Genomic DNA, 14,263 nt, shown 5'->3' on the forward strand with positions numbered 1-14,263 from the left:
TGTGATAATGGATTTGAAGGATTTCAGAACCAATCATCCTCAAAAGGCAGGAAACATGACACATACCGCATCCCCTTCCCGTTCTGCTGGCCGCGTCTTTATTTTATCGCTGGCGACTTTTCTGGCCTTGTCTGCCGGAACGGCACAGGCAATGGGCAATGTCGATAGCTGGGAAAGCAGTGGTGATACAGATTTTGTCGCCATTACCGGGATGATTGACCAGGAAAAATATGATGACGCCATTGCCGGTTTGCAAAAGATGCTGGAAAAAGATCCGCAAAATGCCGATGCGTTGAATTATCTTGCCTACAGCCAGCGCAAATCGGGCGATCTTGCCAATGCCGAAACCAATTATGCCCGCGCCCTTGCCGTCAATCCGGAACATAAAGGGGCGCTGGAATATCAGGGTGAACTTTTCCTGCAAACAGGACGAGAGAATCTGGCGCAGGAAAACCTTGCCCGACTGGAACTGATTTGTAGTTCTTCTTGCGAGGAATATCAGGAACTTGCCAACGCCATTGCCAATCATTAATCTGCGGCGATTCTCTGACAGGGGTAATGACCCTAGACGCAAGAATAGGTACACAAATCTGAATACAGGTGCCATGTAACGGCAACCCCGCAGTCAGGATTGTTACCCCTTATGTCAAAAAATCTGCTTAAAAAAAGCTATAGCGTTGTTGTTATCCGCGATGCTGGCAGCCAGCTTGAACTTGAAACAGTGGCCGAATACGCCCAGGCGGTCAGCACGGCCAAAACGGCGCTTGAAAGCCCCAACAATCTTGAAGTCCGGATTGTAGAAAACAATTATGACGACGCCACCCGTCGGGACCGCAAGCAGGTCATCAAGATATTCAACAAAAGCAATATCAGCCCTCAATCCTCCACCCCGTCACCGGGGCACCAGGCACCGCGATACGGCACCGGACTGAAACCCGAAGTGGCCCAACGTGCCACCAAAGGCATCGTTTATATCGTGATTGCCGTGACGATCCTGATTCTGATTATCGGCATTATGCTGCCCATGATTACCCGATAACCGGATTCTGTTATCCCATTGGCAAAAGCGCAGCTTGACAGCCCCCCGACGCCTGCATGATGTTGGTATAAACACACCATTTGCAGGCGGGGAAGCTTTTGCAGACCATCGACATTTTTCCGAACAAGAAACGCCCCATCAACAATATCTGGCTGGCCATTGTTGCTGTGTCTGCACTCTCGGCCTGTGGATCGGATGGTTCATTGCAGACCCGTGCCGACGTTGAAACAGAACAGACAACCGCCCCGGCAATGACATCGGTGATGAAGACCGAGTCCTGCGGACTGTTTCTGGGAACCGAACCCGCCATATCCTATTCCGGTACGGACATGTCCGATGAATTGGGCGATGTAAAGCTCAGCCGGACGGCACAGCAAAATCTGGAACGCGCCATTTCCCTGGATTTGACCAGACAGAATGAAAAATCGCGTCAGCTTTATCTATGGCTGACGGCTGCCTCGCCGGACCAGATCATCACAATTGATTGCGGAAATGGCCTGATGCTAAGTGGCGCGGTTGCCCGCCTTGCCCAGCAAAGACTGACCCTGCTGGATCAGGCCCATCCTGAACTGGCCGAATCGTCTGAAATACAACAACGGGTGCAACAGGCTGTTGTCGAACAAAGCCCGACAACTCCGACACCCCCGGTTATCGAACGCAATCGCGACTTTTATCAAAGCAGCGGCCCCTTTAAGCCGGTTCAGGAAAACAGCGCCGCCCGTTCCGGCGCGATGACCGGCATCAGTGCGAATACCGCCATGTTGACCTCGATCCCCCCGCGCCACGATGGCACCGGGGCAACATCATCGACAGATATACCGGAAACATCTGCCCCCGCACCGGCGAAAACCGCGCCGATCATCTCAACCAGCCGCCCGGTCGAAGACGGCACGCTGGAACCTGTGGCCATGCCGCCGGTCACCAGAACGGCCGAAATGCCCGCTGCTGCCCCGGAAACGGCCCAAATGACAAGCGGCAGTTATTACGCCATTCAGCTTGCCGCCTACCGGTCCCGGGAAAGAGCCGAAAACAGTTGGATTACCCTGCAAAAATCAGCCCGCGGTGCGCTGGATGGTATCGATCACGAGGTCCAAAGCCTGACAATACCCGGTCAGGGATTGTTCTTTCGCCTGCTGACAGGCCGGTTCGGAACAAGTGGTGATGCCGCCCATGCCTGTGACGGCCTGAAACGCGATGGCATTGATTGCATGGTCCGCAAGGTCGAGGCTAAAAGCTAGGCTGGATCAATCTGGTCTGGCGAAATTTTCTGTTTTTCCTTGCGGCCCCGGCGATGCAGGGCATCTGGCCGGGTGAGCCGGATATGCCGGGACAAGCGTCGGGGCACCCGCGCCAAAAGCTGCTCCATCCTTTTGCTATGAATGGAAAATCGCCAGCGCAGAAACTGGATCAAACGCCGCGCCCGTTTTGACCCTGCGGTCAACAGCACCAAGGCCATGGCAATAAAAACCATGCCAAAAAAGGGCGGCGGCAACGGCAAAAATGCCAACCCGATCACAAGTGACAGGATCCCGGCCATCACCAACCCGATGGCACGCAATTGCTTCATCGTGTCCAAACTCTTTCCACCTCATATGACGCATCAATATGGCACGGGCAAAAAACAGCCAAACGAAGATTTGAAGACATTTTATGCAGGACACCGATTGCGCCTTTGTCAAACTGCGCTAGATTGAAGGCCAGATGTTTTTGATTTGAAAGTCCGGTCATGTTTTCAAGCGTAGCCCCCGAAAAAATCACCCTGCCAACTGTGGACACCGCCCTGTCCGGTCGCCCTGAAAAATTGCCGGTGCCGACGGCGCATATGGTCAATGGCAATCCGATGGAAGAACCGTTTCCCGACGGGCTGGAAATTGCGGTTTTCGGCATGGGCTGTTTTTGGGGGGCGGAACGCCTGTTCTGGAAACAGGATGGTGTCTATAGCACGGCGGCGGGATATGCCGGGGGCTTCACCGAAAACCCGACCTATCGCGAAGTCTGTTCTGGTCAGACCGGCCATGCTGAAGTCGTGCAAATCGTCTTTGATCCGGCGGTGATTTCCTATGGCAAATTGCTGACCCTGTTCTGGGAAAATCATGACCCGACACAAGGCATGCGTCAGGGCAATGATATCGGCACGCAATACCGGTCGGTCATCTATACCAACAGCCCGCAACAGCAAGAAACCGCCGAGGCATCAAAGGCAACCTATCTTGCCGCCCTGAAGGCAGGCGGTCGCGGCAATGCGATTACCACCGATATCCTGCCTTTGCCGGTTTTTTTCTATGCCGAAGAATTTCATCAGCAATATCTGCACAAAAACCCGGATGGGTATTGCGGGCTTGCCGGAACCGGCATCAGTTGCCCCGGTTCCTGATCACATTCGCGATCAGGCCGGAATCCCGCCATATTCACGGCTAAGATCATGACAAACACGCCGGATCAGCGTGCCAAAGCTGGCAATTCTGTCATCGGGGATGCGGGCGGCGGGCCCGGATAGTGACAGGGCGGCAATGGGAATGCCGGTTTCATCGCGGACAACACCCGCGACACATCGCAGGCCAACGGCGTGTTCTTCGTCATCAATCGCATATCCTGCCCGGCGCGCCACATTCAGATCGGATTTCAGGGCTTGCGGTGAAATCAGGGTGCGTTCGGTCATTTTTGGCAAGCCATGCCGTGCGATGATCGCATCAATGTCTTCTTCGGGCAGAAAGGCCATCAAGGCCTTGCCAACCCCGGAACAATGCATCAGGGCACGCCGCCCCGGCGTTACCAAAGCCCGCATCATTTTGCGACATTCGACCTGCGACAGGAAAATCACCTCGCCATCATCGGCGACCGCAAGATTGACGGTTTCACCGCTTTCTTCCATCAGGGCCCGCATATAGGGCCGCACGATATGGTTCAGGTTGCGGTTTTTGGTAAAGGCGTTGCCAACGCTAAAGGCCTGCACACCAATCGACCACAGGGTGCGTTCACTGTCAAAGGTGACATAGCGCTCATGCTGCAAGGTCGTCAGAAGCCGGTGAGCGGTCGAAGGCGGCAGTTTGACCTGCCGGGCGATATCCGTCAGGGTCATACCGTCATAGCTGTCAGCCAGCGTATTGAGAATGCTCAGCGCCCGAACCAGTGATTGTACCTGTTGCATCGCTGAATTTTCCTGTTTGCCGTCAAAAACTGATCACAAACTACGCCTGTGATCCCCTGTAACGCCACCAGACGAAAGTGGTATAGAGCACAAGATAAAAAGTCGCGACCCCAAAGGCAAGCAAGGTCCCCGCCCCGATCCCGATCACCGGATAGGATAATGTCACCGCAACAATGTAAACCAGAAGCGCCCCCATCCCCCTTGGAAAATTACGAATCAGGGTATGAACCGGTTCAGCGCCATATGAAAAATGAATGATCAGGATCATCGGATAAAGGGTAACCGGAAACCCTGAAAACAACCCGGCCCAGCGCGGCCCAATCAGGGCCGCCGCCCCGCTGATTGCCAGAACAATAAAGGCCGCCGTGGCGGCACGGAACACCACCACCCGCTTTGTCAGGCGCACCCGCCGTAAAATGACGGCATTTTCAATGCCGCGAAACAGCACAATCGCCACCATCATGGCAACAAACAGGGTCAGCGCCGCCGTTATCAGCGTAAAATCAAAATGCTGGCATATCCATGATACCGCCACAAAGGCCGCAAAGGCCGCCCCGGAACTCAGGATAATTTGCAGGACAACCGGCTTGTCGCAAATGCGGCGCGACATCTGAAAATAGGCATACATGAAAGCCAGCGTGGCAATCAGGCCAGGCATGGAATAAATCGCACTTTCACTGGCAAAGGCCACCCCCTGCTCGATACCAATGAAATACAGCAACATCGCCGTTCCCAGCGGATAGCCGGATAAAACCCCGGCGACCCGTGGCCCGGCCCGTTCGGCCAGCCACGATAACCCCAACACAACGCCAATCGAAACGGCCAGCTTGGCAAACAGAAGCGTCAAACGCTCCTCCCCTGTTTTATTCTGATAATTCGTTATCAAATTATCATGATATTGTTATCTTGGGGTAGCCGCTTTTGCACATCTTCGCAAGCAGGAACAAGGCCGACGTGCCGTCAGGCCGCCTGCCCCGGCACCAGATCAAAACAGGCCGATCCATATTTGTGGCCATTAACCAGCAATTCAATCGTATGAATTCCGGGGTAATAACGCCGCGTGGTAATGGCGCGGATCACATGGCGGCGGGATAAAACCATCTTTTGTCCTGGTTCAAGTGTGATGGTTTTCCATTTGAAGACTTTGGGGCTGGTCGTTCCATTGGCCTTGCGGTGATGAATGACATAATCAAGCACCACATTACGGGCATCCGGTTCGTTCAGGACAAATTCAACACAAAAATCAACACTTTCCCCCATCCGGATGATTGGCGACATCACCTCGAACTGTTCAAGTGTCACATTGACCACCCCAAAGCCAAAGGCCTGCATCACCCCCGCATGTCCCTGTTTGATCAGGGTGCGGCAGGCATGGCGGACAAGGCGATGACGGTCCGCACCGGCATCCTGCAACCAGTCCTGCGCGATTCCGGCGACCAGATCGGGGTGATCTTTGGCGATGTCATTCAGATTATTGGCGACCGAACGACGCACATATTCCTCGGGGTCGTCCCGCAGGGCTTCCAGCAAAGGCAGGACAGGTGCCGGATCCGCCACAAAACCGGGAATTTGCATTCCCCACGGCAATCGCGGGCGCGTTCCTTCGGAAATCAGGCGCCGGACATGGCGGCTGGGATCGATCAGCCAGCCTTGTAAAACCGCCAGTGTTTTGGCGGGTTGGCGGATCAGGAACGGGCGAATGCCAAATTCGGCGCTGAACCGGCGGGTCATTTCATAAAAACAGCGCATCGCCAGATCAAAATGTTCCTGCCCACGCCAGGCAACATAATCGGCCATCGGCATGATGGCCCATCCGGCAATGCCGGTTTCATCAATGCCAATCCCGGCAATATCGCCATCGTCATCAGGGCGCAGACTGGCAATCAGGATAGTGCCGGAACAGGCAAAATCATCGGGTAAAAACCGTTCCATTGCCTCCATGATCCGGTCGCTACGCTGTTTGAGTTCCAGCGATTCCAAATCCAGAAGGGCAAACGCGACAAAGCCGTCGGCGTCAAAAGACGGATCGTGACGGGCAAAATGTTGCGCCATGCCCCTGATCACACCGTCATTGAACAGATTTTTAAGAGGTTCGGGCATCAGGGTCTCCGGGCCAGAAAAATATCTGGCCCGGTTGTAAGATCATTCACGCCCTGTCACCAGCCCCCTCCTGCCAGACTGCTGACAAGTCGTGACAGGAGGTATCAGCTTGCCAGTCTTTCGGTTCGGACCATTTCGGGCGCGACAGAACGTACTGTCGCCAGTTTGGGGCCAACATCTGCCTTGCGCGGTTCCTGAACAATCACCCCCCGCCAGCCAAGCCCCTGATAGGTTTCATAGCCCGGCGTCAGGGCATAGGCGACAAGGCTGCCATCCCCCAAAAGATAGGAATCCATTTCCGGGTTGCCGATTTTCAGTTTCAGGTTTTCATCGGGCCCATGCATGCCATCAGACGCCGCAATCACCTTGAAATTGCGATCAACGATCAAAACCCGGGTACGTTCCTTTTCTTCTTCGGGGAAAGATACCGAATGCACCACCGAATCAGCCTGGCTTTCCCAGTCAAAGAAAATCCCCATCGCCCCAATAATCTCGCCATCGGCCTCGCCACCGGCCCTGATTGCGGTGGCATATGTTGCGGTGGATTTACTGCCCAGATATTTATTGCGTTCAATATCGGCCACGGCGTAATCGGTGCCATCACGGGTTGCCATTGCCTGCCGGAACCATGCTTCGCCACTGACATCAATATTGCGGACCTTGTAACGGTCCGGGCGACCATTGGCGATCACCTTGCCATGTCGATCCGCCACCCAAAGGTCCAAATAAACAGTATAGGAATCAAGGATCACGCCCAGGCGTTTTGACGCCCATGCCAGCGCCTTGGGATCATCGGGGTTGGCACAGGCATCAACCACGGCACTGTCCGTTGCCCACCAGCGGACATCGCAAGACCGTTCATACAAATTACGGTCAATCAGTTCGATCACATACAGCGCGAGATCAGACAGCCGCGACCCACGCACCATATGCGCCGTCGCCCGCAAATCGCGGGCTTCGTTGACAAACAACGCCTGCAATTCATTGGCGATGGCCGTCACTTCCTGCGAGATATTATTGACTTCGTTGGCGACCACGGCAAAACCGCGACCGGCCTCACCAGCGCGCGATGCCTCGATCAGGGCATTCAGCGCCAGAATTTTCGCAGCCTTGGTCACATTCTGGATTGCATTGACCTTGGCCGTCGTCAGTTCGGACATTTTCGTTGCGGCGTTCAGAATTCTTTCCGGCATTTTATATCCCCCATTTTTGAAGCCTCTGACATCAAAATCGTGGGTTGATATTGCCGCCGACACACGCAAAATTTTGCAGTGCACCCTTACGTCGCCTAAAGTATTTCTATTTTGTTACAAACAGTTACGGTGATGTTCTTATTTTGGATAAACACTTGTGAAGTCCCATCACAGATGAGCATGGCAAAACACGTAATACAGTTTCATGTTTACCCATGCCCCATTCGCACAGTATATCTATACCATTGAATATAACACAATATATACGTGCATTCCATGATCTGACAAAACCACAGATCATCCAACCCCGCCAAACAGAGTCGAAATCCGTTTCAGGTCAAAACCGGCACCACATATTTTGTAAATAGCCCGCTGGACCACATAAAAAACTGCACCTTAACGATGCAGATTCTTAATTGTGTTTACGCGATTGCTGTACAATCACCCCGCGCCAGCCAAGCCCCTGATAGGTTTCATAACCGGGGGTCAGGGCATAACCGACGATGCTGCCATCACCATTCAGATAAAATCCCCGGCGCGGATCTTCTATCTTCAGCGGGAATTTTTCCTGCAAAACACCCTGCCCGTCCGAAGACGCAATCACCTTGTCGGCAGAATCCAGCAACATGACCCGTGTACGGGCTTTTTCCTCGTCGCTGAAACTGATGGCATTGACCACCATCGGTGCCTGATTTTCCCAGTCAAAGAAAACGCCAATCACGCCGATCACCTCGCCATTGACCTGCCCGCCCCGCCGAACGGCGGTGGCATAGGTCGCCGTCGCACCATTATCAAGCAAGGGGTTTCGATCCACATCGGCAACCGCATAATCCGATCCGTCCCGCCCGCGTCTGGCCTGCTGGAACCAGGCTTCGCTGCTGACATCACGGCCGACGACATTGTATTTCCCCGGTCGGCCATTGGCGATCACCTTGCCATCGGTATCGGCCACCCACAAATCAAGATAAACAGTATAGGAATCAAGGATCACACCCAAGCGGCTGGACGCCCACCCGGCAACGTCGGCATCATCACGTTTTTCACAGGCATCAACCACAGCCGCATCGGTGGCCCACCAGCGCACATCGCAAGACCGTTCATACAGATTGCGGTCCATCAATTCGACCACATATCGCGACAAATCGGCAAAACGGTCGCCCCGTGCCGTCTGGGCTGTGCGCGCCAGATCCTCGGCCAGCTTGTCAAACATTGCCTGCAATTCTTCAGCAATCTGGGTGACCTGCTGCGAGATTTCCTTGACCTCGTTGGCAACGACCCCAAAACCCCGCCCGGCATCCCCGGCCCGTGCCGCCTCGATCAGCGCATTGAGCGCCAGAGTTCGGGTTGCGCGCGTCACCCCTTTTATTTCGGTAATTTTATCATTGGCATGGCCCGACATATCTGTCGCGACCTGCAATATCCTTTCAGGCATTCCCCACACTCCACATTCACAGCACCCGAACACCCGAAACCTGGCATCATTGTTTGATTATTGCCCAGATTTTATTGATGCACATTTTATACGCAAACTATCAGTGAAGTGTTAAGAGAAATCTTGAAACCGCAGCCGTAAATCTAAAAAATCACGCCTTTGTAATGAACCACAACATCGGACAGAAGTTTCAGCCCCGTCACAAACAAAAGGATGTAACAAACGCGATAGAACAGTTTCTCGTTAACCTTGTCATGCGCCCACAGACCCAACCACGTTCCGAAAATGGCCACCGGAAACAACACAAAAGCCGTTGCCAGATTGGCCCCACCAAATTGCCCCAGCCACCAATACGGCACCAGTTTGACGTAATTCACCACAATGAAAAACATCACCGTGGTGCCGACAAAAACAGTTTTGTCCATGCGTTGTGGCAACAGAAAAACCGACAAGGGCGGCCCACCGGCATGGGCAACGAAACTGGTAAAACCCGAAACCGTCCCCCAGATGGCTCCCTTGATCCGGCGCGGCGGAATGCCTTCCGTGCCGCGATTTTTGCCGCGAAACCAATGATCAAGGGTAAACCCGACCGCGATTGCGGCAATCACCAGCTTGACTGCCGCCTCGCTCAGATAACTGAACGACAGATAGCCAATCAGTATCCCCAGCAACGCCGCCGGGATCAGAATTTGCATGCACCGCCGGTCCCAATTTTTGCGATAGGCCCAGACATTGGCAAGATCCATCAGGCACAGGATCGGCAACATCACCGCCGCCGCGGCCTGCGGTGAAATCGCCAGCGCCATCAAAGGCACCGAAACCACCCCCAATCCGCCGCCAAAGCCGCTTTTGGACACGCCGGCAATCAGCACAGCCGGGATGGCGACAAGATAGAAAAACGGATCGGTGATAATATTCATCATGCAGGTCCGGAATGTTAAAACAGTCTGACTGGTCAGACCAGAAAGGCAAGGCGCACCGGTTACTGTTCCATCAAACGCGGCATCAGTTCGACAAAATTGCAAGGCCGGTGACGGATATCAAGCTGATCGGCCAGAATACCATCCCATGCATCCTTGCAAGCGCCATTTGAACCCGGCAAGGCAAACAGATAGGTTCCTTTGGCCACCCCGGCCACGGCGCGCGACTGTACGGTGGATGTGCCGATTTTGGCATAGGACAACCAGCGAAACAGTTCGCCAAATCCGGGGATTTCCTTTTCATAAACCCGAAGATGCGCCTCGGTGGTGACATCGCGCCCGGTTACCCCGGTGCCGCCGGTGCTGATCACCACATCAATTTCCGGATCATCGCACCACGCCCGCAACCGGGCGACGATGGCATCGATGTCATCCCGCACCAGGGTTCGTGCCGCGACCTTATGCCCCTTGCCTGTCACCCGTTCGACAAGAACATCGCCGGATGTATCATTGGCAAGGGAGCGGGTATCGCTGACCGTCAGAATGGCAATATTGATCTGTTTGAAAGGCAGGGATTCGTCAATTCCGCTCATGGGGAACTCCAACATTCCGTATACAGGACATTTCATGACAGTTTACGGCATAGCATTCCGGTCGATGGTTCGGCAATAAATCAGGGAAAAGACGTCACCCTTCTTGCCGTGCAGCATAAATCGACGTAAAAAACCGGTAGGGAGATACCGATTTGCTCACCCCAATCGGACAGATAACAAAACATATGCGAAAACAGAGGTAGCAACCATGAACACCCCCTTGTGGCAGCCCAACGCGAAGCGGATTGAAAATGCAAAAGTCACCCGTTTCCGGACATGGCTGAACGCGGAAAAAGGCCTTGAACTGGGCGATTTCCAATCGCTTTATGATTGGTCTGTCGCCTGCAAGGAAGAATTCTGGCCTGCCCTGATCGCATTTGCCGGGCTTAAGGCCGAAACATGGGGCGATGTCGTCCTTGCCAATGGCGATAAAATGCCCGGCGCGGCGTTTTTCCCCGATGCACGGCTGAATTTTGCCGAAAATCTGCTACAACGCGACGATGATATGGATGCCCTTGTTTTCTGGGGCGAGGATCAGGTCAAACGGCGTGTATCATGGTGCGATCTGAATATTGCCGTTTCAAAACTGTCACAGGCACTGCGTGCGCAAGGCGTTGTAAAAGGCGACCGGGTTTGCGGCTATATGCCCAATATGCCCGAAACCGTGATTGCCATGCTGGCAACAGCCGCCATTGGTGCCACATGGTCTTCCGCCTCGCCCGATTTTGGCGTCCAGGGCGTCGAAGATCGTTTTGGCCAGATAGAACCAAAAGTCATGATCACGGTGGATGGCTATTATTATAATGGCAAAAGTCACGACATTCGCGAAAAGGTTCGCGATGTTGTGGATCGCATCCCGTCGATCGAAACCGTTATTCTGGTCCAATATGCCTTTGACGGCATCAACAGTACCGGCATTCGCAATGCCATCGCCTATGACAGCTATATCGCCCCCTGGCCCGCCGATAAAATCGTTTTTGAACAGGTGGCATTCAATCATCCGCTCTATGTGATGTTTTCTTCGGGCACGACAGGCAAACCCAAATGTATCGTGCATGGCACGGGCGGGACGCTTTTAAAACAGGTGTCCGAACATCTGCTGCATTGTGATGTGAATGCCGGGGACCGGGTATTTTATTTCACCACTTGCGGCTGGATGATGTGGAACTGGCTGATGGCCGGTCTGGCCGCACAGGCGACCCTGTTGCTCTATGACGGGTCGCCGTTTTATCCCAATGGCAACATCCTGTTTGATTATGCAGATGCCGAAGGTATGACTTTGTTTGGCACATCGGCAAAATATATTGATGCCCTTGCCAAGGCCGGACTGCGCCCGATCCATACCCACAATCTGTCAACAGTGCGCGCCATGACATCAACCGGATCGCCACTGGCCCCCGAAAGCTTTGACTATGTCTATAACGACATCAAGGCCGATATTCATCTGGCGTCGATTTCCGGCGGGACGGATATTCTGGGTTGCTTTGTTCTGGCCTGCCCGGTCTTGCCGGTTTATCGCGGCATTATCCAGACCCGCGCCCTTGGTCTTGCCGTTGATGTCTTTGACGATGATGGCAATCCGGTCCGCAATCAAAAAGGCGAACTGGTCTGCACCGCCCCCTTTCCGTCCATGCCCGTCGGTTTCTGGGATGATCCGGATCAGGAACGCTATCGCGATGCCTATTTCAACCGGTTTGAAAATGTCTGGTGCCACGGCGATTATGTCGAACTGGACGATAATGGCGGCATGATTATTTACGGACGGTCGGACGCAACACTTAACCCCGGCGGGGTTCGCATCGGTACGGCGGAAATTTACCGGCAGGTTGAAAAACTGCCGGAAATAAAGGAATCCATCGTCATCGGGCAGGATTGGGACAATGATGTGCGGGTTGTGCTGTTTGTCGTCCTGAAAGACGGGTTGGTCCTGGATGATGCCCTGATCACAAAAATCCGCACGCAGATTCGGGATAACTGCACACCGCGCCATGTTCCAGCCAAGGTCATTCAGGTTGACGACATCCCACGCACCAAATCGGGCAAGATTACCGAACTGGCGGTGCGTGATATCGTACATGGCAGACCCGTAAAGAATCACGAAGCCCTCGCCAATCCCGAGGCACTGAGTCTTTATGCCGACCTGCCCGATTTGCAAGCCTGATCATTGCACTGCAAAATTTTTGCCGTTTCACGCCTCCTGCCCTTTCATTTTGGCAGGAGGTTCTTTTTGAGAGAATTGAAAAAACACCCCTATTCCTGATGCCTGGGCATCAGATGTTTCATCACCGGATCGAATCATCGATTCCGCATCGCAACGTAGCTTTATTTTTGTGCATCCTCTAAAAATGATCAAAAAACGCACATTTCCAAATATGCTGAAAAAAAAATGAATGAAATGTGGCAAAAAGTCCTGACCAAAGGGACAGGAAACCAACCCATTGATATACATAAAAAAATACAGCATGTATTAGATATTATAATTTTACGATGCTAAGAAGATTTCGCAAAACTCCCCGAAACAGGCTGTAAAATTTCCCGCCATGGACACAGTAGAATATTTTTCAGACTTGACACATGGCGCCGTAAAATCCCTTAATTTGGCAGTCCAGTTTAAAAGGACAGAAGGATATGCTGTTAGGGCATATTCAGGGTGGCATGAAATTACCAAAGCCATAAAGAATGCTTTGCTAATGAGGGAGCTTTATAAATGAAAATGAAAACGATCCTGGCCGCTGGCGCAATGTCTGTTGCTGCCATCGCCGCCAACAACGCCCATGCGGGTGCTGCGCTTGACGGTATCAAGGCCAAAGGTTTCGTTCAGTGTGGCGTGAATACCGGTCTTCCGGGTTTCTCCGCTGCCAACGCCGAAGGCAAATGGGAAGGCATCGACGTTGATATTTGCCGTGCGATTGCGGCAGCACTTCTGGGTGATTCCAACAAGGTTCAATACACACCGCTGACCGCAGCACAACGTTTTACGGCGTTGCAGTCGGGTGAAATCGATATTCTGTCGCGTAACACCACCTGGACATTAACCCGTGACACCAGCCTCGGCCTGACCTTTACCGGTGTGAACTATTATGACGGTCAGGGCTTTCTGGTTCCGACCGCACTGGGCGTTTCCAGCGCAGAAGAACTGGACGGCGCAACCGTCTGCGTCGAGCCGGGCACGACCACTGAACTCAACCTGGCCGACTATTTCCGCGCCAAGGGCATGAGCTTCCAGCCGGTTGTGATCGAAAACATCAACGAAGCAACGGCGGCTTTCTTTTCCGGTCGTTGCGACGTTTACACCACGGATGCCTCGGGTCTGGCATCTATTCGTTCCACGATGGCACCGAACCCGGATGACTATGCGATCCTTCCGGAAATCATTTCCAAGGAACCGCTTGGACCGGCCGTTGCACAGGGCGATGAACAGTGGGCCGATATTGCCCGTTGGGCACAGATCGCCATGCTGGAAGCCGAAGAATACGGCGTGACCAGTGCGAATGTTGACGAAATGAAGGGTTCCGACAATCCGGGCATCCAGCGTTTGCTGGGCGTTTCCCCGGGTATGGGCGAAGCCCTTGGTCTTGACGAAGAATGGGCTTACCGGATCATCAAGGAAGTCGGTAACTATGGCGAAAGCTATGAGAAAAACGTTACCGCGAAACTGGGCCTTGAGCGTGGTCTCAATGCCCTGTGGACCGAAGGTGGTCTTCAGTATGCAATGCCGGTTCGCTAATCTCTAGCGGCGGCTGATACATTCGAGCGAAGCTCCGCCCTCGGCCAAATGCCCGGGCGGAGCTTTTCGTTAGAGCACCCGTATTTTGGATACATTCTACACCTGAGGAAC

14 protein-coding genes are annotated in these 14,263 nt (G+C 53.5%); 6 read left to right on the forward strand and 8 right to left on the reverse strand.

Annotated elements, in window-relative coordinates; genetic code table 11:
* Positions 1-55 precede the first annotated feature (55 nt).
* From Q8O73_RS07860 to Q8O73_RS07870, 3 genes are all read left to right on the forward strand, one after another.
* The gene (locus Q8O73_RS07860) at positions 56-532 is read left to right on the forward strand and encodes a tetratricopeptide repeat protein (RefSeq protein WP_305557180.1); all 477 of its coding nucleotides are present in this window, start codon (positions 56-58) and stop codon (positions 530-532) included.
* A 111-nt stretch (positions 533-643) separates the two neighbouring features.
* On the forward strand, positions 644-1,039 hold the full coding sequence (locus tag Q8O73_RS07865; RefSeq protein WP_305557183.1) for a hypothetical protein: 396 nt from the start codon (positions 644-646) through the stop codon (positions 1,037-1,039).
* A gap of 98 nt (positions 1,040-1,137) precedes the next feature.
* Positions 1,138-2,277 (forward strand): SPOR domain-containing protein, encoded by a 1,140-nt coding sequence (locus Q8O73_RS07870; RefSeq protein WP_305557186.1) that lies wholly within the window; start codon positions 1,138-1,140, stop codon positions 2,275-2,277.
* Here the strand turns inward: Q8O73_RS07870 and Q8O73_RS07875 are convergent.
* On the reverse strand, positions 2,274-2,606 hold the full coding sequence (locus tag Q8O73_RS07875; protein ID WP_305557189.1) for a hypothetical protein: 333 nt from the start codon (positions 2,604-2,606) through the stop codon (positions 2,274-2,276). The two genes, Q8O73_RS07870 and Q8O73_RS07875, sit on opposite strands and share 4 nt — an antisense overlap.
* A 159-nt stretch (positions 2,607-2,765) precedes the next feature.
* Here Q8O73_RS07875 and msrA point away from each other — a divergent pair, with 159 nt between their 5' ends.
* Positions 2,766-3,413, forward strand: a complete 648-nt coding sequence (gene msrA / locus Q8O73_RS07880) for a peptide-methionine (S)-S-oxide reductase MsrA (protein ID WP_305557192.1) — start codon at positions 2,766-2,768, stop codon at positions 3,411-3,413.
* A 12-nt stretch (positions 3,414-3,425) separates the two neighbouring features.
* Here the strand turns inward: msrA and Q8O73_RS07885 are convergent, their stop codons facing one another.
* The 7 genes from Q8O73_RS07885 to moaB form a co-directional block, all read right to left on the reverse strand.
* Positions 3,426-4,187 (reverse strand): IclR family transcriptional regulator C-terminal domain-containing protein, encoded by a 762-nt coding sequence (locus Q8O73_RS07885; RefSeq protein ID WP_305557194.1) that lies wholly within the window; start codon positions 4,185-4,187, stop codon positions 3,426-3,428.
* 40 nt (positions 4,188-4,227) lie between these two features.
* Positions 4,228-5,034, reverse strand: a complete 807-nt coding sequence (locus Q8O73_RS07890) for a hypothetical protein (protein WP_305557196.1) — start codon at positions 5,032-5,034, stop codon at positions 4,228-4,230.
* A 113-nt stretch (positions 5,035-5,147) separates the two neighbouring features.
* Positions 5,148-6,287, reverse strand: coding sequence for a hypothetical protein (locus Q8O73_RS07895; RefSeq protein WP_305557198.1), 1,140 nt, complete (start codon positions 6,285-6,287; stop codon positions 5,148-5,150).
* 104 nt (positions 6,288-6,391) lie between these two features.
* A complete protein-coding gene (locus tag Q8O73_RS07900; RefSeq protein WP_305557200.1) occupies positions 6,392-7,480 on the reverse strand; it encodes a methyl-accepting chemotaxis protein in 1,089 nt (362 codons plus the stop codon).
* Between the two features lie 412 nt (positions 7,481-7,892).
* The gene (locus tag Q8O73_RS07905) at positions 7,893-8,912 is read right to left on the reverse strand and encodes a methyl-accepting chemotaxis protein (RefSeq protein WP_305557202.1); all 1,020 of its coding nucleotides are present in this window, start codon (positions 8,910-8,912) and stop codon (positions 7,893-7,895) included.
* Between the two features lie 143 nt (positions 8,913-9,055).
* Positions 9,056-9,835 (reverse strand): sulfite exporter TauE/SafE family protein, encoded by a 780-nt coding sequence (locus Q8O73_RS07910; protein ID WP_371135059.1) that lies wholly within the window; start codon positions 9,833-9,835, stop codon positions 9,056-9,058.
* Positions 9,836-9,894: 59 nt separating this feature from the next.
* The gene (gene moaB, locus Q8O73_RS07915) at positions 9,895-10,425 is read right to left on the reverse strand and encodes a molybdenum cofactor biosynthesis protein B (protein WP_305557205.1); all 531 of its coding nucleotides are present in this window, start codon (positions 10,423-10,425) and stop codon (positions 9,895-9,897) included.
* 208 nt (positions 10,426-10,633) lie between these two features.
* Between moaB and Q8O73_RS07920 the strand changes: the two genes are divergently transcribed.
* Entirely contained in the window at positions 10,634-12,586 is a 1,953-nt protein-coding gene (locus tag Q8O73_RS07920; RefSeq protein WP_305557208.1) for an acetoacetate--CoA ligase, read from the forward strand.
* A 546-nt stretch (positions 12,587-13,132) separates the two neighbouring features.
* Positions 13,133-14,152, forward strand: coding sequence for an amino acid ABC transporter substrate-binding protein (locus tag Q8O73_RS07925; protein ID WP_305557211.1), 1,020 nt, complete (start codon positions 13,133-13,135; stop codon positions 14,150-14,152).
* Positions 14,153-14,263: the final 111 nt, after the last annotated feature.

This window comes from Thalassospira sp. (genome assembly GCF_030690045.1).
In the GTDB taxonomy this organism is placed as follows: Bacteria; Pseudomonadota; Alphaproteobacteria; order Rhodospirillales; family Thalassospiraceae; genus Thalassospira.

What these genes read in the sequence shown, in the direction of transcription:
- Q8O73_RS07860 (WP_305557180.1), top strand. Translation starts at nt 56, where the DNA reads ATGACACATACCGCATCCCCTTCCCGTTCTGCTGGCCGCGTCTTTATT.
- Q8O73_RS07865 (WP_305557183.1), top strand. Translation starts at nt 644, where the DNA reads ATGTCAAAAAATCTGCTTAAAAAAAGCTATAGCGTTGTTGTTATCCGC.
- Q8O73_RS07875 (WP_305557189.1), bottom strand. Translation starts at nt 2,606, where the DNA reads ATGAAGCAATTGCGTGCCATCGGGTTGGTGATGGCCGGGATCCTGTCA.
- msrA (WP_305557192.1), top strand. Translation starts at nt 2,766, where the DNA reads ATGTTTTCAAGCGTAGCCCCCGAAAAAATCACCCTGCCAACTGTGGAC.
- Q8O73_RS07885 (WP_305557194.1), bottom strand. Translation starts at nt 4,187, where the DNA reads ATGCAACAGGTACAATCACTGGTTCGGGCGCTGAGCATTCTCAATACG.
- Q8O73_RS07895 (WP_305557198.1), bottom strand. Translation starts at nt 6,287, where the DNA reads ATGCCCGAACCTCTTAAAAATCTGTTCAATGACGGTGTGATCAGGGGC.
- Q8O73_RS07900 (WP_305557200.1), bottom strand. Translation starts at nt 7,480, where the DNA reads ATGCCGGAAAGAATTCTGAACGCCGCAACGAAAATGTCCGAACTGACG.
- Q8O73_RS07905 (WP_305557202.1), bottom strand. Translation starts at nt 8,912, where the DNA reads ATGCCTGAAAGGATATTGCAGGTCGCGACAGATATGTCGGGCCATGCC.
- Q8O73_RS07910 (WP_371135059.1), bottom strand. Translation starts at nt 9,835, where the DNA reads ATGATGAATATTATCACCGATCCGTTTTTCTATCTTGTCGCCATCCCG.
- moaB (WP_305557205.1), bottom strand. Translation starts at nt 10,425, where the DNA reads ATGAGCGGAATTGACGAATCCCTGCCTTTCAAACAGATCAATATTGCC.
- Q8O73_RS07920 (WP_305557208.1), top strand. Translation starts at nt 10,634, where the DNA reads ATGAACACCCCCTTGTGGCAGCCCAACGCGAAGCGGATTGAAAATGCA.
- Q8O73_RS07925 (WP_305557211.1), top strand. Translation starts at nt 13,133, where the DNA reads ATGAAAATGAAAACGATCCTGGCCGCTGGCGCAATGTCTGTTGCTGCC.